22 protein-coding genes and 1 pseudogene are annotated in these 24,869 nt (G+C 64.8%); 9 read left to right on the top strand and 14 right to left on the bottom strand.

The window, feature by feature from the left end; all coding sequences use genetic code 11:
* Window positions 1-138 precede the first annotated feature (138 nt).
* From ypfJ to GGR40_RS01515, 3 genes are read left to right on the top strand one after another with little or no spacing between them, the layout of a single operon-like run.
* Window positions 139-1,008, top strand: coding sequence for a KPN_02809 family neutral zinc metallopeptidase (gene ypfJ / locus GGR40_RS01525; protein ID WP_429275197.1), 870 nt, complete (start codon window positions 139-141; stop codon window positions 1,006-1,008).
* 57 nt (window positions 1,009-1,065) lie between these two features.
* Complete coding sequence (locus tag GGR40_RS01520; protein WP_429274430.1) at window positions 1,066-1,719, top strand: hypothetical protein; 654 nt, start codon at window positions 1,066-1,068, stop codon at window positions 1,717-1,719.
* Window positions 1,720-1,771: 52 nt separating this feature from the next.
* Window positions 1,772-2,527, top strand: coding sequence for a nuclear transport factor 2 family protein (locus GGR40_RS01515; RefSeq protein ID WP_429274429.1), 756 nt, complete (start codon window positions 1,772-1,774; stop codon window positions 2,525-2,527).
* A 68-nt stretch (window positions 2,528-2,595) separates the two neighbouring features.
* Here the strand turns inward: GGR40_RS01515 and GGR40_RS01510 are convergent, their stop codons facing one another.
* The 6 genes from GGR40_RS01510 to sdhC all read right to left on the bottom strand — a co-directional run bounded on the left by GGR40_RS01510 (window position 2,596) and on the right by sdhC (window position 8,221).
* The gene (locus GGR40_RS01510; protein WP_429274428.1) at window positions 2,596-4,287 is read right to left on the bottom strand and encodes a M56 family metallopeptidase; all 1,692 of its coding nucleotides are present in this window, start codon (window positions 4,285-4,287) and stop codon (window positions 2,596-2,598) included.
* Entirely contained in the window at window positions 4,284-4,706 is a 423-nt protein-coding gene (locus GGR40_RS01505) for a BlaI/MecI/CopY family transcriptional regulator (protein ID WP_429274427.1), read from the bottom strand. The genes GGR40_RS01510 and GGR40_RS01505 overlap by 4 nt, the downstream gene beginning before the upstream one ends.
* A gap of 183 nt (window positions 4,707-4,889) precedes the next feature.
* Window positions 4,890-5,480, bottom strand: a complete 591-nt coding sequence (locus GGR40_RS01500; RefSeq protein WP_429274426.1) for an HdeD family acid-resistance protein — start codon at window positions 5,478-5,480, stop codon at window positions 4,890-4,892.
* A 139-nt stretch (window positions 5,481-5,619) separates the two neighbouring features.
* The gene (gene sdhA / locus GGR40_RS01495; RefSeq protein ID WP_429274425.1) at window positions 5,620-7,428 is read right to left on the bottom strand and encodes a succinate dehydrogenase flavoprotein subunit; all 1,809 of its coding nucleotides are present in this window, start codon (window positions 7,426-7,428) and stop codon (window positions 5,620-5,622) included.
* Entirely contained in the window at window positions 7,428-7,814 is a 387-nt protein-coding gene (sdhD, locus tag GGR40_RS01490) for a succinate dehydrogenase, hydrophobic membrane anchor protein (RefSeq protein ID WP_429274424.1), read from the bottom strand. Before sdhD ends, sdhA begins: the two co-directional genes overlap by 1 nt.
* A gap of 11 nt (window positions 7,815-7,825) precedes the next feature.
* Complete coding sequence (gene sdhC / locus GGR40_RS01485) at window positions 7,826-8,221, bottom strand: succinate dehydrogenase, cytochrome b556 subunit (RefSeq protein ID WP_429275196.1); 396 nt, start codon at window positions 8,219-8,221, stop codon at window positions 7,826-7,828.
* Between the two features lie 151 nt (window positions 8,222-8,372).
* Between sdhC and bla the strand changes: the two genes are divergently transcribed.
* A complete protein-coding gene (gene bla / locus GGR40_RS01480; RefSeq protein WP_429274423.1) occupies window positions 8,373-9,293 on the top strand; it encodes a subclass B3 metallo-beta-lactamase in 921 nt (306 codons plus the stop codon).
* On the top strand, window positions 9,290-10,189 hold the full coding sequence (locus GGR40_RS01475) for a 50S ribosomal protein L11 methyltransferase (protein ID WP_429274422.1): 900 nt from the start codon (window positions 9,290-9,292) through the stop codon (window positions 10,187-10,189). The genes bla and GGR40_RS01475 overlap by 4 nt, the downstream gene beginning before the upstream one ends.
* A gap of 23 nt (window positions 10,190-10,212) precedes the next feature.
* Here the strand turns inward: GGR40_RS01475 and GGR40_RS01470 are convergent, their stop codons facing one another.
* Complete coding sequence (locus GGR40_RS01470; protein WP_429274421.1) at window positions 10,213-10,488, bottom strand: PilZ domain-containing protein; 276 nt, start codon at window positions 10,486-10,488, stop codon at window positions 10,213-10,215.
* 230 nt (window positions 10,489-10,718) lie between these two features.
* On the opposite strand from GGR40_RS01470, the gene sciP reads away from it, so the two are divergent.
* On the top strand, window positions 10,719-11,021 hold the full coding sequence (gene sciP, locus GGR40_RS01465; protein ID WP_429274420.1) for a CtrA inhibitor SciP: 303 nt from the start codon (window positions 10,719-10,721) through the stop codon (window positions 11,019-11,021).
* A gap of 69 nt (window positions 11,022-11,090) precedes the next feature.
* On the opposite strand, the gene ligA is transcribed toward sciP, so the two are convergent.
* From ligA to GGR40_RS01440, 5 genes are all read right to left on the bottom strand, one after another.
* Window positions 11,091-13,238 carry an NAD-dependent DNA ligase LigA gene (ligA, locus tag GGR40_RS01460; RefSeq protein WP_429274419.1) on the bottom strand — a complete coding sequence of 716 codons (2,148 nt, stop codon included), beginning with the start codon at window positions 13,236-13,238 and terminating at the stop codon, window positions 11,091-11,093.
* A gap of 475 nt (window positions 13,239-13,713) precedes the next feature.
* Window positions 13,714-15,378 carry a DNA repair protein RecN gene (recN, locus tag GGR40_RS01455; protein ID WP_429274418.1) on the bottom strand — a complete coding sequence of 555 codons (1,665 nt, stop codon included), beginning with the start codon at window positions 15,376-15,378 and terminating at the stop codon, window positions 13,714-13,716.
* Between the two features lie 70 nt (window positions 15,379-15,448).
* Window positions 15,449-15,601 (bottom strand): hypothetical protein, encoded by a 153-nt coding sequence (locus GGR40_RS01450; protein WP_429274417.1) that lies wholly within the window; start codon window positions 15,599-15,601, stop codon window positions 15,449-15,451.
* A 259-nt stretch (window positions 15,602-15,860) separates the two neighbouring features.
* Window positions 15,861-18,284 (bottom strand): TonB-dependent receptor, encoded by a 2,424-nt coding sequence (locus GGR40_RS01445; protein WP_429274416.1) that lies wholly within the window; start codon window positions 18,282-18,284, stop codon window positions 15,861-15,863.
* Window positions 18,285-19,331: 1,047 nt separating this feature from the next.
* Window positions 19,332-20,126 carry an outer membrane protein assembly factor BamD gene (locus tag GGR40_RS01440; RefSeq protein ID WP_429275195.1) on the bottom strand — a complete coding sequence of 265 codons (795 nt, stop codon included), beginning with the start codon at window positions 20,124-20,126 and terminating at the stop codon, window positions 19,332-19,334.
* A 177-nt stretch (window positions 20,127-20,303) separates the two neighbouring features.
* Here GGR40_RS01440 and GGR40_RS01435 point away from each other — a divergent pair, with 177 nt between their 5' ends.
* Complete coding sequence (locus GGR40_RS01435) at window positions 20,304-22,085, top strand: cation:proton antiporter domain-containing protein (protein ID WP_429274415.1); 1,782 nt, start codon at window positions 20,304-20,306, stop codon at window positions 22,083-22,085.
* A 64-nt stretch (window positions 22,086-22,149) separates the two neighbouring features.
* Here the strand turns inward: GGR40_RS01435 and GGR40_RS01430 are convergent, their stop codons facing one another.
* Together GGR40_RS01430 and GGR40_RS01425 are read right to left on the bottom strand one after the other, a co-directional pair.
* The gene (locus tag GGR40_RS01430) at window positions 22,150-23,346 is read right to left on the bottom strand and encodes an acyltransferase family protein (RefSeq protein WP_429274414.1); all 1,197 of its coding nucleotides are present in this window, start codon (window positions 23,344-23,346) and stop codon (window positions 22,150-22,152) included.
* A gap of 325 nt (window positions 23,347-23,671) precedes the next feature.
* Window positions 23,672-24,496: pseudogene (locus tag GGR40_RS01425) on the bottom strand (terminase large subunit domain-containing protein).
* Window positions 24,497-24,560: 64 nt separating this feature from the next.
* Here GGR40_RS01425 and GGR40_RS01420 point away from each other — a divergent pair.
* Both GGR40_RS01420 and GGR40_RS01415 read left to right on the top strand, forming a co-directional pair.
* Window positions 24,561-24,698, top strand: coding sequence for a hypothetical protein (locus GGR40_RS01420; protein WP_429275194.1), 138 nt, complete (start codon window positions 24,561-24,563; stop codon window positions 24,696-24,698).
* On the top strand, window positions 24,698-24,862 hold the full coding sequence (locus GGR40_RS01415; protein WP_429274413.1) for a GPW/gp25 family protein: 165 nt from the start codon (window positions 24,698-24,700) through the stop codon (window positions 24,860-24,862). Before GGR40_RS01420 ends, GGR40_RS01415 begins: the two co-directional genes overlap by 1 nt.
* Window positions 24,863-24,869: the final 7 nt, after the last annotated feature.

Here is a 24,869-nt window from a genome sequence, read left to right as displayed (position 1 = left end):
GACCGCATCCGCAACATGACGCAGGCTTGCAACACCCTTGGGGATGCGGAACACCTTGCAGTCTGGCGCATTGGTTCCACCCGGGCCACGCGGTGGAAACGTGACGCCGGACGGCGGCAGGAAAAGGACAGGACGACGATGCGGCTCGACGATTTCGATCCCGACAACATCCGCGTGACAGAGGGCGGCAGCGGCGGCGGCCTGCCCTTCGTCGGTGGCAAGCTGGGCTGCGGAACGCTGGTGATCGTGCTGATCGGCGCGCTGGTCTTCGGGGTCGATCCCGGCCAGATGCTGGGTACGCTGGAGAACGTCCAGCAGCAGGCCCCCGCCCCCACCCGGCAGACTGAGGGCAATCGTTCCGTTGCCGAAATCTGCCGATCGAATGCCTATTCGGTCGAATCCTGCAACGCACTGTCGTCGCTCGACCGCACATGGCAGCCGCTGTTCCAGAAGGCGCAGATCCCGTTCGAACAGCCCACGCTGCACTTCTACACCGGCGGCACCCGCAGCGGTTGCGGCGCGGCCAGCAGCGCGATGGGTCCGTTCTACTGCCCGGCGGACCAAGGCATCTACATCGACGTCAGCTTCTATGACCAGATGGACCGGCAACTGGGCGCAGGCGGCGACTTTGCGCGCTATTACGTGATGGCGCACGAGTACGGCCACCATGTCCAGCATCTTACCGGGCTGGACCGCCAGGTGCGACAGGCCCAGCAGAGCGACCCGCGGCAGGAGAATGCCCTGCAGGTGAAGATGGAACTGCAGGCGGACTGCTATGCCGGCGTCTGGGCCGCGAAGAACCGCGACAGGATCGAGCCGGGCGACATGGAAGAAGGCCTGACCGCCGCCAGCGCCATCGGCGACGACACGCTGATGAAGAACGCCGGGCAGGCGATCAGCCCCGAAAGCTTTACGCATGGATCCAGCGCAGAACGGATGCGCTGGCTCAAGCGCGGCCTGGACACCGGGAACGAGGATGCTTGTGACACGTTCTCTTCAACAGGATGACACCGAAAACACGGGCGGCTTGGCGGCTGCCCGTTGCCGGTACAGGAGAACAGGGACATGAGCCGCAAATGGCTGGGTGCGACGGTTTTGGCCGGGGTCATGGTCAGCATGACCGCAACCCCTACGATGGCACGACAGGATGAGAAGCCGATCACGTCGCGCGATCCCGACGCGATGGACGTTGCCAAGACGCCGATCACCGACCTGAACGTAGGGCGCGATGGCGAAATCCCCGCGCTGCTGGTCAGCGCCACGGAGCAGCCCTATGCGCTGCAGAACCTGGCCAAATGCCGCCAGATCGCCGGCGCAATCCAGGAACTGGACGAAGTGCTCGGGCCCGACATCGACCTGCCCGCCGCCGAGCGTGACCGCATCAACGCAGGCCGCGTGGGCAAATGGGTCGTCGCATCGTTCATCCCCTTCCGGGGCCTGATCCGTGAAGTGTCCGGCGCCAATGCCCAGGATCGCAAGGTCAACGCAGCGATCCAGGCCGGGCTGACGCGACGCGGGTTCCTCAAGGGCGTGGGCGCTGCCAAGGGATGCCGCTACCCCGCCTCGCCCGCCCCGGCCAGCGTTATAAAGGCTCATGCCGCTGCGATGGAAGCGGAGGAACAGCAGAAGGCGTCCAAAAAGAACAAAAAGGGCGGCAAGGATGGCGAACTTGCTTTCAAGTCCGAGCCGGATGTCCGACAGACAAGCCCGAAGAACTGAATATCGGCAGCATGTTGATGGCCGTTATTCAGTCAAAATGTGAGGATCGTGGATGACCATGGCTCGCCTGATGCTGCCCGTGGTGTCGACGCTGGCATTGCTGGTCTCCGGTTGTGGCGACGGCGGCCCGTCATCCTCTGATGCCACGCCTGCTGCGTCCGCCAGCGTGGAAGCCTCAGCCGCTGCCGCGCCGCAAAGTCCGCCATCGAGCGAACCGAAGGCGGCATCCGTCGCCGTTGCCGATACGCAGCCTCTCTCCTGCGCCGCGCAAGTCGGCGACGCCGCCGCGCGCAAGCTGGTGGCGCAGTGTATTGCCGTGTCGCCAGCCACCCGCCCGCCGTGCAATGCGGCCAACTCCTGTGCGATGATCCGCAACGAAGTGGCGCGCGGCTGTGCGATATTAGGCGAAGATGCCGCCGGGACTGCCGAATGCAGCGGCGTCGACCCGATCGGCAAACAGGCGGCTGCGGACATGGTCGAACGCTACTACGACGCCATCAACGCGCGTGACTATGCCTCTGCCTGGGCCTTGTGGGGGCCGGACGGCGGCGCAAGCGGCAAGACCCTCACCGCGTTCCAGGACGGTTTCGTTCACACCCGCCGGGTTCATGTGGACATAGGCAAGGTGTCAGATGTCGAAGGGGGCGCCGGATCGCTTTATGTCACGGTGCCCGTGACCATCGACGCCGAACTGGACGACGGCACCCGCCAGCGCTTCACTGGCAGCTATGCCCTGCGCCAGATCAATCGCGGCATGGGCATATCGCAGGGCTGGCACATCACCACGGCGAAGCTGCGCCCCGCCTGACCGGAGCCATGCAAAAGGGGCGGTAGCGCGCATTGCCTCCGCCCCTACTTTGCCTTTGACTTGCGAGGTCAGTTCCCGCCCGCCTGGCGGTGCGCCTGGGCGATTTCGCCATCAAGCTCAGCCAGAATTTGCGCGCGTATGCCGCTGTCGATCGAGCGCTGGCTTGCGATCGAGGCCCGTGCCGCCCGCAGCCCGTTCAGCGCTGCCTGCCTGGCCGCCTTGGGTTCCCCGGTACAGATCAACTGCACGCCGTCAGGCGTTGGCGCACGGGGGCGGTCGGCGGGGCACGTCTCGTCCAGCACCATGGTATGATCGCTCACCACGACGCCGTCCTTGCGGACGATGCGAATGGTGTGCCGCTTGCCGTCGGCGGAAACATGCTCTTCCACCTTGGGCGCTCGCGCCCAGGCCTGCGCGGCGCGGCGCTGGGCGTCGGCAGCAATGCGTCCGGCGTCCGCTGCCCTGCGCATCGCATCGCGCGTCATCCGTTCATGATCCGCCTGCATCTGATAGGCTGCCCTGACGGCAGGAACTGGCGGTTCGGGGGGCACGGGCGGAACCGGGGGTACCGGCGCGACCATGTCTTCCGCGCCATCGGCAGCCGGTGCTTCGGGCGGTTCGGGTGCAGCAGGGGCCGGCGGAACATCGGCATGGGCAAGCTGCGCCGGCGCCGCAGGAGCGGTCGGCGGCAATGGCGCTTCTGGCGCGGAGGCCGCATGTTCCTGCGCATGGACGAATGCCTGCTCCTCCGGCTCCGCCGACGCTGCACCCCTCGCCGCATAGCTGACAGTCGCGGTGGCAGGCACGGCGACGATCGCCAGCGCAAAGAGGCTGCGCGCCAGAACCCGCCGTGCCGGAGAAACATCGGCCGCCGCCAGCGCCTTCAGCCGCTGAATGATCGGCTTCTCGCCCGAAAGCGGCCCGGCCATCGGCGCGGCGAGGCCCAGCCGTGTGCCGCCAGCCATCGATGCAATGAGGCGACCATAGCGTGCCCGCTCGGCCCGGGTCCGGCCCGCCATCACGCGAGCATCACAGAAAGCCTCCTGGTCAGCCCGCACCGCACGCCAGCCGGCCCAGGCGATCGGATTGAACCAGTGCAGCGCGAACAGCGGCTGCAGCGCGATCAGGGCCAGCAGGTCGCTTCCCGCATGATGCTCCATTTCATGTGCGATAGCGAAGTCGGAAGTTTCGGAATCGGCAGTCGCCAGGAACCCGCGCGGCAGGGCAATCACCTTGTCGAACACGCCGAACGCCAGCGGAGCGCTGATCGCAGGCGTTTCGACGATACGCACCGCCCCGGAATGCGCGACAAGGTGTGCGCCCGAAAGCAGGTCATTGCGCATCCAGCGATAGGTCACCGTGCGCCACAGTAGGAACAGCAGCGCGCCGCCAAGCCATACGGCCAGCGCAACGGTCATCCAAGGGATCTGGTCTAACAGGCCCGGCTCAACCGGCACGGTCGGCGCGTTCGCAGAAACGGCCGCCAGCGTCTCCGCAGCGGGACGAAGCGTGCCCTCGACCGGAGCGGCCCGGACGGCGCTGGCAGACGCGGTAAGCGGCTCGACGTCGAACTGAATGGCAGGAACCGTCAGAAACCGTGGCAGTGCCAACGGCGGCAGCACCAGCCGGATCATCGGCAACGCCCACAAGGCATAAGCCGCGCCCGGGCCAAACCATCGCCCGACCGGGCGGCGCACGAGCAGCACCAGCGCCATCAGCGCGCCAGTGGCGACCAGCGTATCGGTAAGCCATTCCATCATGACTTCAGCTCCTTCAACAGGGCTTCGATCTCGGCGATGTCATCGTGCGTCAGCGCTTCGCTTTGCGCAAGATGCGCAAAAAGCGGCGCTGCGCGCCCGCCGAACAGGCGATCCACCAGTCGGCGGCTTTCGGCCCCCACATAGTCCGTGCGTTCGATGCGGGGGGAATAGAGGAAGCGCTTGCCATCGGGCTCAGTGTCGACCGCCTGCTTGGCGACAAGCCGCGAAAGCAGCGTCTTGACGGTGGCGAGGCTCCATCCGCGCGGGCCGCAGACTTCCTCGCACACCTCTTGGGCGGTCAGCGGGCTACGCTGCCACAACGCTTCCATAACCGCGTATTCCGCTCCGGTGATCTCGGCGGAAACCCTGTCCGGCGGCGCTTCAGGTTGCTGGGCGGAATCAGACACCCATTCCTCCATTGTTTACATACGTAATCGACTACGTTTGTAAACATGAACGTCAGATGAATGGTAAGTGCCAGCGTATTAGTTCAATTTGCCGTCGTTTGCTCTGTCAGCGGCGATCCTAAGATCGGCGAAAGCGGTGCGTCGTGATCAACCTCGTTATGCGCGCGGCGGATTACAGATTGGCAAGCCTAACCCTCAGCGCGCCTTCTTCAGTGCCAAAGCGAGCTGGATCAGGAACACGGCGCGCACCGTCAGGCTTATGGCGACGATGATGGCCAGGAAAGCCAGGCCGGTTGCCGGGCTGGAGAACAGCAGAACCAGTCCCAGCACCACGTCCAGAGCGCCCAGCAGCAGGCGCCAGCCCTTGTCGTGGCGCGCTTTGAGCGCAAAGGAAATCTGGATCGCGCCCGAGACGATCAGCCACAGGCCTATGGCGATCACCAGCGTCAGCGCGCCGGTCACCGGGTCGGCGATGGCGAAGATGCCGGCCAGCAGCGCCAGTGCGCCAAGCAGTATTTCCGGCCAGCGGGCACGGTGGGACAGCGAGGTCCAGCCCGCCGCGATCGCGGCCACGCCGGCTACCACCAGGATCACGCCGAGCATCAGCCCTGTCGCCACGCCTGCGACCAGTGGATTGAGCAGGACGATCAGCGCCGCGAGGATCAGCAGCACGCCGTAACCCATCACCCAGCCCCAGGTGCTGCCGGGCGCACGTTCCATTTCGCGCACCAGTGGGTCGCGGTCCACGTTGGGTTCGAGGAGCGGGTCGATCTTGGTGCGCTGCATGGGGGCGGGTTCCTTTCACCCGCTGCAATGCGTGGAACGCCGGGGGGTTCCTCCTGAATGCCGCGAACCGGAACGACAAAGGGCGGTGCAGCCTTGCCGCTGCACCGCCCTCCTCTCGTTGTTCAGCTTGCGCCGAAGATCAGTACACGCGCGCCTTGGGCTTGATGTATTCCACATCGTCCGTCAGCGTGTACTCGTGGACCGGGCGATAGTCGATGCGGACTTCGCCGCCCTTGCCGCCCCAGCCGTTGAACCAGGTGGCGGTGTGCTTCATCCAGTTCACGTCGTCGCGCGTGGGGTAATCCTCGTGCGCGTGGGCGCCGCGGCTTTCCTTGCGGTTCTGCGCGCCGTGAAGCGTGACGGTCGCCTGCGAGATCAGGTTGTCCAGTTCCAGCGTTTCCACCAGATCCGAGTTCCAGATCAGACCGCGGTCGGTGACCTTGATGTCGTTCATGCGCTGGTAGGTCTGGGCAAGCTTTTCCTTGCCTTCGACCATCAGTTCGTCGGTACGGAACACCGCCGCGTGAAGCGACATGGTGCGCTGCATCTCGGTGCGGATTTCCGCAGTCGAGGACGAGCCGTTGGCATTGCGGAAGTGGTCCAGACGCGTGAGCGCAAGGTCCGCCGAATCCTTGGGAAGTTCCGCCTGCGTGCCGTTCGGCGTCAGGTTTTCCTTCAGGTACAGGCCGGTTGCACGGCCGAACACGACAAGGTCGATCAGCGAGTTCGAGCCGAGGCGGTTGGCGCCGTGGACCGACACGCAGGCCGCTTCGCCCACCGCGAACAGGCCCGGAACCACGGTTTCGGGATCGCCATCGGGGCCGATGGTCATTACGCGGCCGTTATAGTCGCACGGGATGCCGCCCATGTTGTAGTGAACGGTCGGGACGACCGGGAGCGGCTGGCGGGTAAGGTCCACGCCTGCGAAGATCTTGCCGCTTTCGGTGATGCCCGGCAGACGTTCGCCCAGCACCTTGGGATCGATGTGATCGAGGTGCAGGTAGATGTGGTCCTTGTGCGGGCCGACGCCGCGACCTTCGCGGATTTCCATCGCCATCGAACGCGAGACGACGTCGCGGCTGGCAAGATCCTTGGCCGAGGGTGCATAGCGCTCCATGAAGCGCTCACCTTCGGAGTTCGTCAGGTAGCCGCCCTCGCCACGCGCACCCTCAGTGATGAGGACGCCGGCGCCGTAGATGCCGGTCGGGTGGAACTGCACGAACTCCATGTCCTGCAGCGGGAGCCCCGCGCGCAGGACCATGCCGCCGCCGTCGCCGGTGCAGGTGTGCGCCGAAGTAGCAGTGAAGTACGAACGACCGTAGCCGCCGGTCGCCAGCACCACGGCCTGCGAACGGAAGCGATGGATCGTGCCGTCATCCATGCACAGCGCGATCACGCCGACGCACTTGCCGCCGTCCATGATGAGGTCGATCGCGAAGTATTCGATGAAGAAGTCCGCGTCGTACTTCAGCGACTGCTGGTACAGCGCGTGAAGCATGGCGTGGCCGGTGCGGTCGGCAGCGGCGCAGGTGCGCTGCACCGGCGGGCCTTCGCCCATGTTCTGCATGTGGCCGCCGAACGGGCGCTGGTAGATGGTGCCGTCCGCGTTGCGGCTGAACGGTACGCCGGCGTGCTCAAGCTCATACACCGCAGCCGGGGCTTCGCGCACCATGTATTCAATGGCGTCCTGGTCGCCCAGCCAGTCCGACCCCTTGACGGTGTCGTACATGTGCCAAGTCCAGTGGTCCGGCGTGTTGTTCTTGAGGCTGGCCGCGATGCCGCCCTGCGCCGCCACGGTGTGCGAACGGGTCGGAAACACCTTGGTAATGCACGCGGTCTTGAGACCGGCCTCCGCAGCACCCATCGTGGCGCGCAGGCCCGAGCCGCCGGCGCCGACGACGACGGTGTCGTAGGTGTGGTCGATGATCTTGTAAGCAGGGGCGGACATTATGCGTGTGCTCCCAGCGCAATGCGGACGATGCAGAACACGGCGAAGGCCGGGCCTGCGAAAGCGATCAGGTTCAGCGCGGCGATCGCAGCGAACTTGTTGGCGTGTTCGTGCACGTAGTCCTCGACCAGCACCTGCAGGCCGAGGCGTGCGTGCCAGAAGGTCGAGAGGACCAGCAGGATGATCGCCACGGCGGGAACCGGGCGGGCGATCCATTCGGTCACGGTGCCATAGGACAGGTCCGGCAGCAGCAGGATCGAGACGACGAGGAAGAGCACCGTCAGCAGATTGCCGATCGCGGTGAAGCGCTGCAGCAGCCAGTGATGGACGCCGCCCTTGGCCGAGCCGAGGCCGCGGACGCGGCCGATGGAGGTTCCGTTACCCATATTCCCTTACCTCAGCGAAGCAGCAGGATCGCCCAGAAGGCGACGGTGAGCAGCACGCCCACGACCGGGCAGATCAGGGCCCAGGTCTTGTTGGTCTTCAGTTCGTAGCCCGCGCCGGTGTCCAGCACGAGGTGACGAAGGCCGCTGCTCATGTGCGAGAAGAACGCCCACGAGATGCCCACGAGCACCAGGTAGCCGATCGGCGAGGTCATCACCGCAGTGAACGTCGCGTAGGAGGCGGGGCCTCCGGCGAGTGCACCCAGCCACCACAGCAGCACGCCGAGGCCGGCGAAGGCCATGCCGTCGCCGGTGACGCGGTGCAGGATGGACACGAACATGTGCGGGCCCCACTTCCAGATCTGGAGGTGCGGCGAGAGCGGACGGTTCTTGGTCCCGGCGTTGGCCATGGCGCTTACGAATCCCCTTGCCTGCGGCAGTGTCATGAACTGCCCTGTTGCATGCCCCCTTAGACAAATCGCGCCATGGTGCAAGCTGTCGCGGTGCAACATGGCTATAGTGCACTGGTCTAACATGCCGGTCAGCCGTAAAGCAGCGCACATGAGTCGCACCCGCAAGGCCGCCGCGCTGGCCATCATGACCGCCCTTTTCCCGGTGGCCGTCCCACTGGCGGTTCACGCCGCGCCCCGGGACACCCTGACGCCCGCAGCTCTGGCCAAAGCCTGCGCAGGAAAGGACGGATGGGCCGATCCCGCACCGCCGGCACATATATACGGCAATACGTGGTATGTCGGGACTTGCGGGATTTCCGCCATCCTGGTGACCGGAGATCAGGGGCACATTCTTGTCGATGCCGGCGTGGCGAAGGCAGCGCCCCAGGTCCTTGCCAACATCCGACGCGCCGGGTTCGATCCCAAGGCAGTGCGCTGGATCGTCGCCACGCACGAACACTTCGATCACGTCGGTGGGCTGGCGGCGCTGCAGCGGGCGACAGGTGCAAAAGTTGCAGCTCTGCCCGCGCAGAAAGCGGCACTCGCCAGCGGCAGGTCCAGCGCCGAAGACCCGCAGTATGCCGGGCTCGACCCGATCGATCCGGTGCGCGTTGATCGCGTGCTGAAGGACCGCGAAGTCGTGACGCTGGGCAGGCTGGCGCTTACCGCCCATGCCACGCCGGTCCATGCCCCCGGCTCCACCAGCTGGACCTGGACTTCGTGCGCGCCGAAGGGCGGCTGCCGCCGGATCGCCTATGCCGACAGTTCCTCGACCATCTCGTCCGACGGTTATCGCTTCACGGACCATCCGCAGCGGGTTGCCGCCATTCGCAAGGGGCTGCCGGTGATGGCCGCCCTCCCGTGCGACGTCCTGCTAACCCCACATCCGAGCCAGAGCGACATGATGGAACGGTTCGCAGGCAAAAAGCCGCTGGCCGATGCCAATGCCTGCCGCGCTTACGCCAAAGCCTCCGAAGGTCGCCTTGCCGAGCGACTTGGCAGGGAGAAATCCGGGAACACCGCCAAGTGAGCTGGAAAGTCACCGTCTTCGCCCCTCGCCCCGTGATTGAGGGCGCGCTCGTCGCCCATGAAGATGCGTGGGACTGGGATCACGAGATCGTCCTCTCTGGCCGCGAAGTCGCCGAGGACCAGCCCGAGGACTGGACGCTGGAGGCCTGGCTGGACCGCAAGCCCACCAAGGCCGACAAGACCGCGATCACCGCGCTTTTCGCTGACGGGAAACCAAAGCTGATCGTCGAGGAACTGCCCGAAACCGACTGGCTGGTCGTCAGCCAGGAAGGGCTTGAGCCGATCCGCGCCGGCCGCTTCCACGTCCACACGCCCGATCATCCCGCCGTCGACGAGCCGGGCGTGTTCGACTTCGCGATCCCCGCCAGTCAGGCGTTCGGCACCGGCCATCACGCGACAACCGCCGGCTGCCTGGCGATGCTGACGCACATGAAGGCGCAGGGCCTTGTGGTGCGCAACTGCGCCGACATCGGCACGGGAACCGGCCTGCTTGCCTTCGCGGCGCTGTCGCTATGGCCGCGCACGCTTGCCACCGCCAGCGACATCGACGCGGTCTGTGTCGACGTGGTGGAGGACAATGCCCGCGCCAACGGTGTGACGATGGGCGCGCGCCACGGCGAACTGGTAATGACGGTGGCGGACGGCATGGCCCATCCGGTGCTGGAAGCGCGCGGCCCCTATGATCTGATTCTGGCGAACATCCTCGCCGGACCGCTGGTGAGCCTGGCCCCCGATTTCGGCAAGGCGCTGGTTCCGGGCGGCCACCTGCTGCTGGCGGGACTGCTGGAAACGCAGGAAGCCGCCGTCCGTGCCGCCTGCCGCAAAGCGGGGCTGCGCCTTGCCGCGCGCATGGTCAATGGTGACTGGTCAATCCTGTGGCTGAGGAAGCGGCGCTGATCCGGCGTCGCCGGGCAGGGAAATCAGGCCGGCTGAAGGTCCAGCCCCTGCACCACTTTACTGCGGCGCAGCATGGCCATTTGCGTGGCGCGTGAGATCGGGCGGTCGAAGGCGAAGCCGATCCGGTCGCGCACCACCCAGCGCACGGTGCCACGTACCGGCGGGTGATCGTCCAGCACGAAGCTGAAGCACTGCCCCGCCGACACGCCGATTCGCTCGATCACGAACTGGCAGCCATCCGCCGTGACATGCCGCGCCACTGCGGAGGCGTGTGTGGATGGCTTGCGGCGGGTGGACACGTTTACCTCTCCTGACGGGCTTCACCGAACTTCCCGAAAGGTAATTAACACTGGTTAACGGTCCGTAAAGATTTACGCCCTGAAACGATTGTATTTTCACAATAGTCCGCTCGGCATCAGGTAAATCATCGTAAATGCGCGTTAACCAATCGTGATCGCCGCATATTAAGGTTTTCTACGCAGATTACCCATCGACAGGGGGTTGGCAGCCAAGGATTACGAGGCCAACCATGGAAGATATCAAGACCGATCGCCCGAACGTGGTGACCGGACCTCTCGGGGAACCGATGAGCAGGGATACCCTGCCGCCCGCCAACACCAGACGTTGGGTGGTGCGCAGGAAGGCGGAAGTGGTTTCGGCAGTCAACGGCGGATTGCTGACGATCGCGGAAGCCTGTGAACGCTACGACCTCACACTGGAAGAGCTAGCCTCATGGCAGCGTTCCATCGAGCGTGAGGGCATGGCAGGCCTGCGCGCCACGCGCGTGCAGCATTACCGCCAGGTGCATGAGCGCCGCGGTCGTTTCAGCTGACCGGTTTCAGCTGTTGAGCATTTCGCGCTGCGGCAACCCCCTGCCCGCAGCGCGAAAAGCTCAGCATCATCACCCGGCAGCTTTGACGATCTCGGCCCATGCGGCTTCGTCGATCACTTCGATGCCCAGCTCCGCCGCCTTCTTCAGCTTCGATCCCGCGCCCGGCCCCGCCACTACCAGATCGGTCTTGGGCGATACCGAGCCTGCCGCCTTCGCGCCCAGCCGCTCAGCCTGCGCCTTGGCTTCGTCGCGGCTCATGGTTTCCAGCTTGCCCGTAAACACCACCGTCTTGCCCGAGACGGGGCTTTCCTTCGTCTCGACGACATAGGGCGGCGGCGAAACTTCGCTCAGCAGGTCGTCCCACACCGCGCGGTTATGCTCTTCGTGGAAGAAGTCGCCCAGCGCTTCGACCACCACCGGGCCGACGCCGTCGATGGATACCAGTTCGGCATAGGCATCGCTGGCGGCCTTAACCTCCGCCTCGACCTGCTTGACGTGGGCCTGTTCGGCCAGCGCCCGCAGGTCCGGCAGCGTCGTGAAGCGCTTCAGCAGATCGCGCGCGGTGACTGCGCCCACGTGGCGGATGCCCAGCCCGAACAACAGCCGCGCGGCATCCGGGCGACGCTTGCTTTCCACAGCAGCCAACAGGTTGTCCACAGACTTGTCCTTCCACCCTTCGAGCGCCAGGATTTCCTCGCGGCGCCTGCGCAGGCGGAAGATGTCGGCGGGGCTTTCCAGCCAGCCATGGGCAAAGAACTCGTCGATGGTCTTCTCGCCCAGCCCTTCGATGTCCAGCGCGGCACGGCTGACGAAGTGCTTCAGCCGCTCGGTCCGCTGAGCGGGGCAGATCAGCCCGCCGGTGCAGCGCACGTCCACTTCGCCTTCTGCGGCCACCGCTTCTGATTGGCATTGCGGGCAATGATCGGGGAACAGGTAAGGCTCCCGCGCTTCCTCGCGCGTCAGGTTATCCACAACCTGTGGAATAACGTCGCCGGCGCGCTGGAGCACCACGCGGTCGCCGGGCCGAACACCCAGCCGCGAAATCTCGTCACGATTGTGGAGCGTCACGTTGGTGACGGTCACGCCGCCGACCAGCACTGGCTTAAGGCGGCCCACAGGTGTCAGCTTGCCGGTGCGCCCCACTTGGATGTCGATCGATTCCAGCGTGGTTTCGGCGCGTTCGGCAGGAAACTTGTGCGCCATGCCCCAGCGCGGCGCTTTCGCCACGAAGCCCAGGCGCTGCTGCCAGTCCAGCCGGTCCACCTTGTAGACCACGCCGTCGATCTCAAACGGCAGGGCGCTGCGCCCGTCGCGGATCGCGCGATATGCGGCCAGCATCTCGTCCAGCGAGTGGCACTGGCGGAACTGCGGTGACACCGGCAGGCCCCACGCTTCGATGCGGCGGATCACCTCGTGCTGGCTCTCGCCCGGAACATCACTTGCCGCGCCCCAGCCGTGCGCCCAGAAGCGCAGGGGGCGCTTGGCCGTGACGCCCGCATCCTTCTGGCGCAGCGATCCGGCGGCGGCGTTGCGGGGGTTGGCGAACTGGCGGACCTTCGTGTCCTCGAACGCCTCGCCCCGCGCTTCCGCCACGGCGCGCGCCTCTTCCATCAACTGCGTGTTGAGCGCGAGGAACGCGGCCTTTTCCATGTAGACCTCGCCGCGCACCTCGAACACATCGGGCACGTCGTCGCCACGCAGGTCCTGCACGATATCCGGGATATGGGCGACGTTCGCGGTAACGTCCTCGCCCACCTGCCCGTCCCCGCGCGTCGCCGCGCGCACCAGTTTGCCATGCTCGTACCGCAGGGAGCAAGACAGGCCGTCGATCTTGTCTTCCGCCGTCACCACCAGCGGCTCGTCGGCAGGCAGCGACAGGAACCGGCGCACGCGGGCCAGGAATTCGCCCACTTCCTCATCGGTGAAGGCATTGTCGAGGCTCATCATGCGAACCTCGTGCGCCACCTTGCCCAGCGGCGAGGCGACGATTTCGTGCCCTACCTTCTGGCTGGGAGAATCAGGCCGGACCAGATGCGGGAACGCCGCTTCCAGCTGCGCATTGCGCCGCACCAGTGCGTCGTACTCGGCGTCCGTGATCTCCGGCGCATCCTCGGCATGATAGAGCCGGTTGGCGCGGTTGATCTGGCGGGCCAGCCGCATGAGTTCGTTGGCGGCTTCTGCTTCGTTCGGCAGTCCGGTGGGCGGGGTATCGGTCATGAGTCATCTGCTTGGCGAAGGCGGGTCATTGCGGACGTGTAGACGTCAGCTCTGGCGAAGTCTCGCTTTCGCGCGGCAACGATGAGGATAACCCGATGAACACGCGAAAGACGATGCGATGGGCCAGACCGCGCAACCCGATTTTGCAGCAAGCCCCTTTTTAACTTTCATAGCTAAGCGGACGAACATACCCGACGGCTCACCGCAAAACGCTGCGTGTCCAGCCCCTGCGTCACGTATCCAACGGCACAACGCGCAACCGCTCCATCAGGGTAGCGGACCTCGATGTAGCCATGCGCATCGGAACCATTCCACTTGCCCCAATAAGCTCCATCGACGTTGAGCATCAACGCTGCGGACTTACCGTTCAGAGATAAGGACGCCCGCTCTACCGGCTCATCGATTGCCACGGCAAACATAACAGGGGAGGAACAAGCACCCATTGCCGCGCAGCCGACGATGATCGCTCCAAGCCTCACACCCGCACCAGCAGCCTGTCCGCCTGTGCCCGTGCCTCGTCGGTGACTTCGGCACCGGAGAGCATGCGGGCGATCTCTTCCTTGCGTTCGGCGGCGGTCAGTGGGGTGACCGAGGTGCGCGTCACCGTGCCCTGACTGGACTTGGCGATCATGTAGTGCCGGTCTCCTCGCGCGGCGACCTGGGGAGAGTGAGTGACCGCCAGCAGCTGCCCGCCGGATGCCAGGCGCGACAGGCGCTCGCCGATGGCGTCCGCCACCGCGCCGCCCACGCCGCGGTCGATCTCGTCGAAGATCACCGTCGCCGCGCCGCCCTCCTCCGCCAGCGCCACCTTCAGCGCCAGGATGAAGCGCGACAGTTCGCCGCCGCTGGCGATCTTGCCCAGTGGCGCGAAGTCCGATCCGGGGTTGGTGCTGATGAGAAATTCCACGCCGTCCATACCCGATGCACCCCAGCGCTCTTCAGGCAGGCGCACCACCGAAGTCTGGAAACGCGCGGCGTCCAGCTTGAGCGGGGCAAGTTCGACCGCGACCGCCGCGTCCAGCTTCTTCGCCGCCGCCCGGCGCAGGTCGTGCAGCGCCCCCGCCTTTTCGCGATAAGCCAGCGCGGCCTTCTGCGCGGCCTTTTCCAGTTCGACGATGTGTTCGTTGCCGCCCTCTATGTCGTCAAGGGCGGCGCGCATCTCCACCATCTTGGCGGGTAGGTCGTCCACCTGGCAGCCCTGCTTGCGGGCAACGGCGCGCAGGTCGAACAGGCGCGTCTCGATGCGGTCCAGCTCGGCTGGATCGAAGGCCAGTGCCTCTGCCGCCTTGTCCAGCTTGTCCTCGGCCTCGCTCGCCTCGATCACGGCGCGGTCGAGCGCGGCCAGCGCTTCGCCGAGCAGTTCATGCTCCCCGGCGATACGGTCCAGCCGGCGCGACCCGGTGCGCAGCTGGGCCAGCGCCGAATCGGAGCCGTGCCACAAGTGCTGCAGCGCGGAGAGATCGTCGGCCAGCTTTTCGCCCTTCTGCATCTGAGCGCGGGCGCTGGCGAGTTCGTCCTCCTCCCCCTCCACCGGGGCGAGCGTGGTCAGTTCGGCCAGATGCGCCAGCAGCAGATCCTGATCCTCTGCGGCGCGGGCCACCCGTTCGCGTGCAAGGTCGAGCGCGTCCTGCGCGGATCGCCAGTCCTTCCACGCAGCCTCTACCCCCGCAACCTCGCCACCGGCGAAACGGTCCAGCAGGGCGCGGTGACCGCGCGCGTTCACCAGCCCGCGATCGTCGTGCTGGCCGTGGATTTCCACCAGCGCAGGCGCAAGTTCGCGGAGCAGGGCCACGCCCACGCTCTGGTCGTTGAGGAAAGCCTTGGAACCACCGTCCGCCTTGAGCTGGCGCTTCAGGATGAGCGGTTCGCCCGGCTCGATCTCGATCCCGGCATCGTCCAGCGTTTCGAGCACCGACGGCGGCAGCGCCGCGACGTCGAAGCTGGCGGTGACGCTGGCGCGATCCTCCCCGCTGCGGACCAGCCCGCTGTCCGCCCGGTTGCCAAGGACCAGCCCCAGCGCATCGAGCAGGATGGACTTGCCCGCCCCGGTCTCGCCCGTGAGGACGCCAAGGCCACGAGCGAAATCGAGGTCAAGTGCCTCGATCAGGACGATGTTGCGGATGGAAAGGCGGCTCAGCATGTTCGCGAAGCGTTCTAGCGGATGGAAAAAGCCCCGTCACCCCGCTTCACGCGCCAGCCACGCTTTTGCCTTACCAGCGGCCCCCGCTGACCAGCAGCTGCACTCCGAAAGCCAGCCACACGGCAACGAAGATCGCGCCGATCAGGATCAGTTCCACCGGAAGACCCGAGCGCGGCGCATCGACAGCGCCAACTTCGGGATCCGGCTTGAAATCGTGCTTCATGTCCATCGTGAAAAAAGACCTGCCCCCGGCTTGCTGACGGTATTCCGGGTTCGCCCCCGGTTCCTCTCAGCAGGATAACCCTAGTTGGTAAATGGCAGGATAAGCGCAATTTATGATTTCGAGAAATTACTAAAAGTTCACAGTGCAATCGATTTATGCGAATTTACGCATCGTCGCACCGTCAAAAATTGCGGGAATGGCATATGAAATGCCCTGCCCTGCACGGATGCAGGACAGGGCATGATGCAAAGGCACTAACTCAGAAGTTGGACTTGATGGTAAAGCCCCAGGTGCGCGGGTCTCCCGGAAGCCCCGCGATCAGGCCCGTGTTGCCCGGCCCGACGAACAGCTGCTCATAGTAGTTCGCATCGAAAGCGTTGCGCACCCAGCCATAGACGTCGAACCCGCTGTCCGTCCGGAAACCGGCACGGAAGTTGTGCAGGCTATAACCGTCCACCCAGGTATAGGCCGATGCGGTCGGGTTGGACGAGAAGTTCGAGCGTACCGAACCGTCATAGCCGAAGTAGACCTGACCTTCCTTGCCCAGCAGCGTGACCGGGGTGTTGGCCTCCGCACCGAACGAGAACGACCACTTCGACACGCCCGGCAGGCGCGAGCCCGAGATGTCGCAGTTGGCGGGGCTGAGGCCGCCCGGCGTTCCCGGCGCGCTGGGCGTCTGGGTGCCGGTGACGGTGGTGCCGCCCGACAGTTCCGGCGGGCACGGCGCGTCGACGAACTTGCGGTACGTCGCGTCGGTATAGGCGCCGTTGGCATAGGCGTTGAACCGCTCGCTTGGCCGGATCGAGAAGTCCGCCTCGACACCCTGCGAGCGCACTTCGCCGGCGTTGGCGAGGTAGCCGCGCAGAACCCCATACTGGCCGTTGTTCACGTTGGCCTGATAGTTGGAGATGTCGGTGCGGAAGATCGAGAGATTGAACGTGGCCTTGCGATCCCAGAACTGGGTCTTGATGCCCGCTTCATAATGGTGGACCGATTCCGGCTTAACCGTCGCGGTGGCCAGGATCGGGTTGTTGCTGCCGTCCACCGGCACGCCGTTCTGGTTGATCCCGCCTGACTTGAACGACTTGGCATACGTTGCATAGACCAGCACGTCCGGTGCCACCTTGTAGCTGGCGGTGAAGTCGTAGCTGAAGTTCCAGTCGCTGAATTCAGGCGCGATTTCCTGCGGCGTGTAGATCGCCAGCTGCGCGGTCTTGCGGGCGTTGGTGACGCCGTCATTCAGCAGCAGCTCGGTGCCCTGCCCATCGAAGACGCGGCGCTGATAGAAGCCTTCCTTCTTGTCGTAGTTCAGGCGCACACCGGGCTGCAGCGTCAGTTCCGGGGTGATGTGCCAGCTCAGCTGCCCGAACAGCGCGGCGCTGGTGTTCTTCAGGTATTGCGTGTTGTACGCGACCAGCCCGTCAAGCACGGTGGGGTCGCGCGACAGCGCATTGGACGGCGCGATGCTCCAGCGGCTGGCGGCGGCACCTTGCGCTTCGGTGCCCTGCGTGTCTATCCGCTGGTAGAACCCGAAGGCGCCGACCACGAAATCGATCGCATCGCTGCTGTAGTTGTATCGCAGTTCCTGTGTGTACTGGTCCTGCTGCGATGGGTTCTGCGAAAGCGCGACGATCGGCAGGCCGGTGAAATCGCGGTCGTTCGAGGGATCCCAGTCCCAGAAACGCCAGGCCGTGATGGAGGTCAGCGTGCCCTCGCCCAGATCCCATTTCACCCGCAGCGAGGCGCCGCCGATCTTGTTCTTCGCGCGCAGCGGGGTGTCGAGATCGGTCAGGCGGTCGAACGCATTGCGGCTGACGGGTGCATAGCCCTGCGCGGCGGCAAGCGCCTCGAACTGGCGGTTGAGCGCACGCTGGGTCAGGCCGGTGCGCACGTAGACCGAGCCGCAGCAGTTGGCGTCCTGATTGCTGAAGTCACCGGCCAGGGTCACTTCCAGCGTGTCGATCGGCTTCCACAGCAGCTGCCCGCGCAGGCCGAGATTGTCCTGGCTCTGGATGTGCTCGCTGGTGGTGACGTTGTAGATCGTGCCCTTGCGGTTGGTGGACGACACCGCGATCCGAGCCGCCAGCGTTTCGCTCAAGGGGCCGGAGATCGCCGCCTTGGCCTGCTTGAAGTTGTAGTTGCCCACCGAGACTTCGGCCTTGCCCTCGAAGTCGAAGGTCGGCTGGTTGGTGGTGATATTGATCGCGCCTGCGGTGGTGTTCTTGCCATAGAGCGTGCCCTGCGGCCCGCGCAGCACTTCGACTTGCGCAACGTCCAGGAAGTCGAACGTGGCCGATGCCACGCGCGAGTTGTAGACGTCGTCGACGTAGATGCCCACGCCCTGCTCGATGCCGTCGTTGGTCAGGCCGAACGGCACGCCCAGACCGCGGATGTTGACGGCGGTGTTGCGCGGGTTCGACGAATAATACTGAAGCGTCGGGGTCAGCTGCTGCAGGCGACCGACGTTGAACGAGCCGGTCGAATCGATATGCTCGCCCCCGACCACGGAGATCGCCAGCGGCACTTCCTGGCTCGACTCCTGGCGGCGGCGGGCGGTGACGACGATGTCGCCGCCGCGGTCATGCGCGCCGGTACCAACGGAGCTTTCGGATTTCTGGTCGGCAGGCGCGGCCTCTTCGGCTTGGGCGGAAACGGTCAGCCCCGCAGTCATCGACGCCAGCATCGTGGACGCCCAAAGCGTTCTGCGCCAATGATTTTTACCGGCGAACGAATTCATTATTCAAACCCTTCGTCGGGGAATTGAACGCGTCCGCCCGGTTGCCCGGCCAGCGCCTGCCATCGGCCCGCCCCCTCTCAGGGCCGACAGGTTTGCAAGGACGCCTGCTTCGCATCCCTTGCAGGACGGGATGCAGGCAATGCCGAACGGAAGATGCGGGAAAGATCGCGGTGCCCTGCGCCGCGCGCCCTCATGCGTCATCATTCGGGACATCGTGTCCTCTTGATGCGCATGCCTAAAGTCAACTCAATTGGTGGACAATAGACTTCCACTATCAGGGGGCAAAGCGAAACTGCAGGCGCGCTCCGGCTTATTGACTTTATGAACCATTTAGGTTATATGCCGCAGCATCCGCCGAACCGAAGGCCTTCGGTTTCAGCGGTGTATCGGGTCGGTGTCGTGGGCGGTGTACGAGCGTAAAGCCGTGGACCACGCCGCGAGCGTCCTCCCGGAAACGGTTCACCGGCCATGCGATCCCGTTCCCCGGCTCTTTCCGTGGAACCTCGCCTGCCCACCCAATCTGTCGCCGCCCGAGCCTGTACCTTGCGAGGTCCAGCACGGCGCAGCAGGCAGGATCGTCGCCGTCCGCGAGCCCGCGCCGACGATCCGGACCGTTCTTCCGCCAAGGGTCGAGACGAGGTGTTGGTGGCCACTACCCGTCCGGTCGCATCATGCAGTGCCATGCTCCCTCGCACACCCGCAGGGACGCCCCGATGCCGACCCGATGTTACCCTTCGGTCGAGAAATTCCCCGGCGTAAAGTCCGCATTCGCCAGCGGACGTTTTCGCGTGCCCGTCGTCCCGGACTTGCTCCGGGACCGTTGGCCGTGAACAGCCCACATCGCAGCAAGCCGCCCTGCCGATAGTGCTCGCCTAAAGTCCGCCAGCGGTCCCGGATCAGGTCCGGGACGACGAAGAGGGAGACTGCCTTCCCCAAAAACGAAAAGGCCCCCCGTTTCCGGAAGGGCCTTTTGAAATCGCTATCCGGCTGAACTCAGGCGGCGACGTCCTGCGGCGCGTGCTTCTGCATCAGCTTGTAGGCACGGGCGTACCATTCGGAGCCGGCGTAGTTGTGCTCCAGCACGGCAGCGGCCTTCTGGGCTTCTTCGGGAACGCCCATCGACAGATAGCCTTCCACCAGACGGAACAGCGCCTCGGGCGTGTGGCTGGTGGTCTGGAAGTTGTCCACCACGTTGCGGAAGCGCAGCGTCGCGGCCAGCCACTTGCCGCTCTTTTCATAGGAACGGCCGATCGTCATTTCCTTGCCGGCAAGGTGATCGTTGACGAGATCGATCTTGAGCTGTGCGTCGCGCGCATAAGGCGTGCCGGGATAGCGGCGCATCACGTCGGTGAGCGCCTGCTTGGCCTGCTGCGTGGTCTTCTGGTCACGCGTGACGTCGCTGATCTGTTCGTAATAGCAGATCGAGATCAGGTAGTAGGCGTAAGGTGCGTCCTTGTTGCCGGGATGGATCGACAGGAAGCGCTGCGCAGACTGGATCGCCTTGTTGTAGTCACGTGCGGCGTAATAGCTGAACGCGCTCATCAGCTGGGCGCGGCGGGCCCAGGGGGAATAGGGGTGCTGACGCTCAACCTCGTCGAACAGGGCGGCGGCCTGCTTGGTGCGGCCGGTTTCCAGCCGTTCCTGCGCGGCGGCATAGAGCGTATCCACATCGCGCGCGACATAGGCGGTATCGCGGGTCTTCGCACGGCCCCCGCATCCGGCAGTGAGAACGATCGCCCCGGTAGCGGCAGCGAGAATGGCGATCCTGAGCGACGAACGTGCGAACATGGAGGGGTCTATAGCCAGCGCATCGCTGAACGCCAAGTGAAGTTGCACAAGTTGTGACAGCGCAATTGTCGCAAGGGGTGTTCGGGAAATTCCCCCAAGCATTTCCGACGCGATAGCGGCTGCGAAATCCGCGTCGCGCGCATTTCCAAACCGCCTCGCACGCCCTAGGCTGTCTCCATGGCAGGCAGCAGCGACCTTTATTCCCCCGTCATGTCCGACGCCCTGGTGATCCTGGGCGCGGCGGGCATCGTCATCCCGGTGTTCAACCGGTTCCGCATCACGCCGGTTATCGGCTTCATCCTGGTCGGCCTGCTGGTCGGCCCGTTCGGGCTGGGCCGTCACGTCTTCGACTTGCCGTGGCTGCACTACGTGACGATCACCGACCCCAAAGGGCTGGACCTGTTTGCAGAGTTCGGCATCATCCTGCTGCTGTTCTCGATCGGGCTGGAACTGTCCTTCGCGCGCCTGTGGGAAATGCGGCGCATGGTCTTCGGCCTGGGTTCGCTGGAACTGATCGTCATCGCGGCGTCACTGACCTTCATCCTCGCCGCTCTGGGTCAGTCGATGTCCGGCGCGATGGCGCTGGGGCTGGCGCTGGCACTGTCCTCGACTGCGCTGGTGCTCAAGATCACCGAAACAACTACCCCGGTCGGCCGCGCGGCCCTTGCGATGCTGCTGTTCGAGGACATCGCCCTCGTCCCCATCATCTTCCTGCTGGGCGCGCTGGGGCCGCATGCTGGCGACGGGGTGGGCAACCTGCTGAACACCCTGTTCTGGGGCACCGTGGTGGTCGGCGGGCTGCTGATCTTCGGTCGCTTCCTGCTTCCCCCGCTGTTCGCGCAGGCCGCCCGCACAAAAAGCCCGGAGCTGTTCCTGGCCGCCAGCCTGCTGGTGGTGATCGTCGCCTCGCTGGCCACCGCCGCCGCCGGACTGTCGCCAATCGTCGGCGCCCTCGTTGCCGGGCTGCTCATCGCCGAGACCGAGTACCATTCCGAGGTCGAGGAAATGACCGACCCGTTCAAGGGCCTGGCGCTGGGCGTCTTCCTCATCACCATCGGCATGAGCATCGACCTGGCCGTGGTGTGGGAGAACCTGTGGTCGATCCTGGTCGCGACGGTGGCGGTGATCGTGCTCAAGTCGGTCGTCACCGGCGTGATGCTGCGCCTGATGGGCGCGCGGCGCGGCACCGCGACTGAGGCCGGCATCCTCATGTCCAGCCCTTCGGAAACGACGCTGATCGTGCTGACGGCGGCCAGCACCGCCCAGCTGATCCAGCCGGGCACCGCTCAGTTCTGGCAGATCGTCACCGCGCTTGGCCTGACGGTTACGCCGCTGCTGGCGCTGGCGGGTAAGGTCATGGCTAAGCAGGTGGACGGCCTGGAGCCACAGCAACGCCCCGCCCCCGGAACCACGGCGGATGACAGCAAGGCGCGCACCCTGATCGTCGGATTCGGCCGCGTTGGCCATCTCGTCGCGGACATGCTGACCCGCCACGGCCGCCCCTATCTGGCGATCGACAGCGACGCCGACCTCGTCGCACAGGGCCGCCGCCTTGGCTACACCGTAGCCTTCGGCAATGCCGGGCGCGGCGACGCACTGCTGCGACTGGGCGCAGGCGATGCGGCGGCGGTGATCCTGACCATGGACGAACCCGTCACCGCCCAGCGCATCGTGCGCAAGCTGCGACTTGAATTCCCCGAACTCCCGATCCTCGCCCGCGCCCGCGATGCCGAACACGCCGCCCAGCTCTACCGCGCCGGCGCCAGCTATGCCGTGCCAGAAACGCTGGAAAGTTCGCTGCAGCTGTCCGAAGCCGCGCTGGTCGAAACCGGCGTGGCGATGGGCCCGGTAATCGCCTCGATCCACGAAAAGCGCGACGAGTTCCGCGAGATGATCATGGAACGCGGCGGTCTGGCGGAAAAGCCTTCGCTCAAGTCCGGGCAGTTGCGCGAGGCTTAAGCGAGAGCGCAGACTTATTCGGTGAACCCCTGACAGCACGCACACCAGCCGAGGACGACGAACCTCAACCCGCCGGCATCCGGCGCAAACGAATGGCCGCCTTGAGACTGGAGCGTACCGTGGCGGTATGCTTCTCCGTTACCGCTGCAAAGGCATACGCCGCCACCAGCAGGCTGGCGATAACGCCGCCGAATGCGATCCAATGAACTGCATCCGGTTGCCAACGATTGTCGATGTCGATCCCTGCGAAGGCCACAAGAAACAGAAGCAGCGGCTGGTGGATCACGTACAGGGAGAACGAAAACGCCGCCATCCAGGACGCCCAGCGAAACGGACTATCGTGCCGAATAGCATCGTCGCGGACCACCAGCGTGGCCAGCAGAACCGCCGTCAAAGCCGCCACGGTGAACAGGCCTGCTTCAAACGGCAGCTTCAGCCCCCGGACCATGAGAGCGCCCGCCACCAGAAGCGCCGCACAGCCGATCCGGACAACGTTGACGTAAGTCAGGCTCAGCCTCGACGACGCCTTTTTGAGGTACGGCGATGCCCGAGCGACAATCGCACCCAGCAGCCAGATCATCATGTAAAGCGGGAATCTGCCCGGCTCGCCCATCGTACACCCGGCCAACAGCAGCAGCGCAATCACGAAGTTGATCGCCGACCGGCGGTAGGTGCAAACGATGATGGCGGCACCTACGACGTACATCCAGAACTCATAGCCGACCGACCATAAGGCGCCATCACTCCCGAATGGCTCGACAAACAGGCCCTGCAGGAACAGGACGTTCGCGCCGAACAGCCAGGCTTCCCGAGGGAAAGGGTCCGGCCCGACCACTCCCTGGTATCGACCGTCCCCCGCATAGACGCTGGCTTCCCCGAAGAACTGCATGCCGATCACATCGATCAGGGCAGTCAGTATCAAGCCGGGAACCAATACCAGCCAGAGCCGAATTGCCCGGTCACTCAGATAATCATGCCAGGCGAACCTGCCGCTTTCGACCTTTCTCATGGCCGCACCGCCCACCCAGAAGCCGCTGAGCACAAAGAATACCGTGACTGCTTCCTTGCCAAGAGCCGTAAGCCCATAAGCCAAAGTCGTAAGGACATCGTGCGGAGCAGCATCGTAGTCCACGAACAGAACCGTTCTTGCATGAGACAGGACTACGGCAAGGGCTGCACCAAACCGGAGTAGATTGATGAGGTGATTTTCAGCGGGTGGCCGCACATGGCTTACCGCGCCTTCGCCCATAATCGTACCCATAGTTGCCCCCGCGAAATGCACGCCGCTCATCTGCTCGAACAGCCCGCCGGAATCAAGGCAGCGTTATGGAATTGCTTTCAAGAGCGTTCCAGGCACCCTGTCCGGCCCTCTGCCAGCAGGAAGGAGCATCCGTGGTGGGCTTCGGACCAGCGACTTCGGTCTGAAATCCTGCCGGATATCCATCGCCCGAACTTTCCCGAAATTCTTGAAGCTTTTCTTCGCTGGGTACCATGAGCCTGCGACCTGCAAGCATAGCACGCCTTGCCAAAACGTTGGAAGCCGAGACAGGCAACGCGACGGCCGAAACAAGCCTCACACGCATTCTTCATCCAAAAACGCTTCGATGTTCCCCGTTCTCGCTCTCCTGCGGATCGTACCCCGCCCATACGTTGCGGTTGCCATAGGGACGATCGGCTTCAAGGTTGAAGTCGGTCCAGTCCACCAGGCTGTCACAGCCGCACGCGATCTTGTCGTTGAACTTGAAGGCCGACTGGCTGTCGTCCACGAAGTCGCACAGGAACAGGTTGGCGAACTCGTCCGGCGCGTACTTGTTGCGCAGTTCCTCAATGTCGAACCGGTAGCAGCCGCCGCGCTCCGCGTCCTCGATATTGACGATGTGGCGCCAGATGCGATCCGGCCCGACGCTGCCCGCCGCCAGCGCGGCATGACTGAGGTCGATGTCGATCCTGTCTTCCTTCTTCCGGCGCCGGTTGCGCCGCTCCCCCGTCCAGTACGGATAAGCAGGATGGGCGACGGTGGACGGCGTCGAGAAGTAGGTTTTGCGCCACTTCTTGTGCGTCCCCATGCCCGAGGCGACCTTGTTCAACTCCTCGAACGAATGGACCCAGAAGAACTCGTCGAAGTAGAAATTGCCATGCCGGCCTTGGGCGGCTCGGAAGTTCGTGCCGAGGAAGTGCATCTAGGCTGCGGCTTCCGCCTCGGGCCGCAGGTCCGACGTGATCAGCATCGGATCGCCTGTCAGCGCCACGCCCACCAGCTTGGCGAAGCTGACAATGTAGGAGCGGAACTGGTGGGCCTGCGCCTTCGACGCTGACAGAAAGATCTGGTTGCGCCCGGTCTCGATCGCGTCGATCAGCGCTTCGAAGGCGAAGTAATACGTCGCGCCGATCTGGCGCGACTTCAGGATCATGCGGGTGCGCTGGCTCAGCGCGTTCCACCATGTCTGCTGGTAGTCGTAAAGCCCGTCGAGGAAGATAACCTTCAACGATGCGGTCACCGTCAATTCTACCGTCACGGTCTCCCAAGACGTTGTTGGCGGCGGCATCAGCCTCAAGGGCCACAAGCACACAGGCGTTCAGGCGGGCGGTGCGCAGAGCGGAGGGCCGGTCTGATGGCTGGCATGTCACGCACCGGCGGCACCGCGCTCGATGGCATCGAGCACATCGCGCAGTCCGTCCGCGAAATCCTTGGAACCCCGCGCCGGATCGACTTCGGCATCGATCTGCTCGGCGTCGATGATCCCGCCGCTCTGACCACGCAGCAGACCGACGCATGAACCGCGC

The sequence above is a fragment of the Novosphingobium gossypii genome, assembly GCF_050433305.1.
GTDB lineage: Bacteria > Pseudomonadota > Alphaproteobacteria > Sphingomonadales > Sphingomonadaceae > Novosphingobium > Novosphingobium gossypii.
The sequence above is the reverse complement of the archived record's forward strand: the minus strand, read 5'-3'. Positions and strand labels throughout refer to the sequence as shown.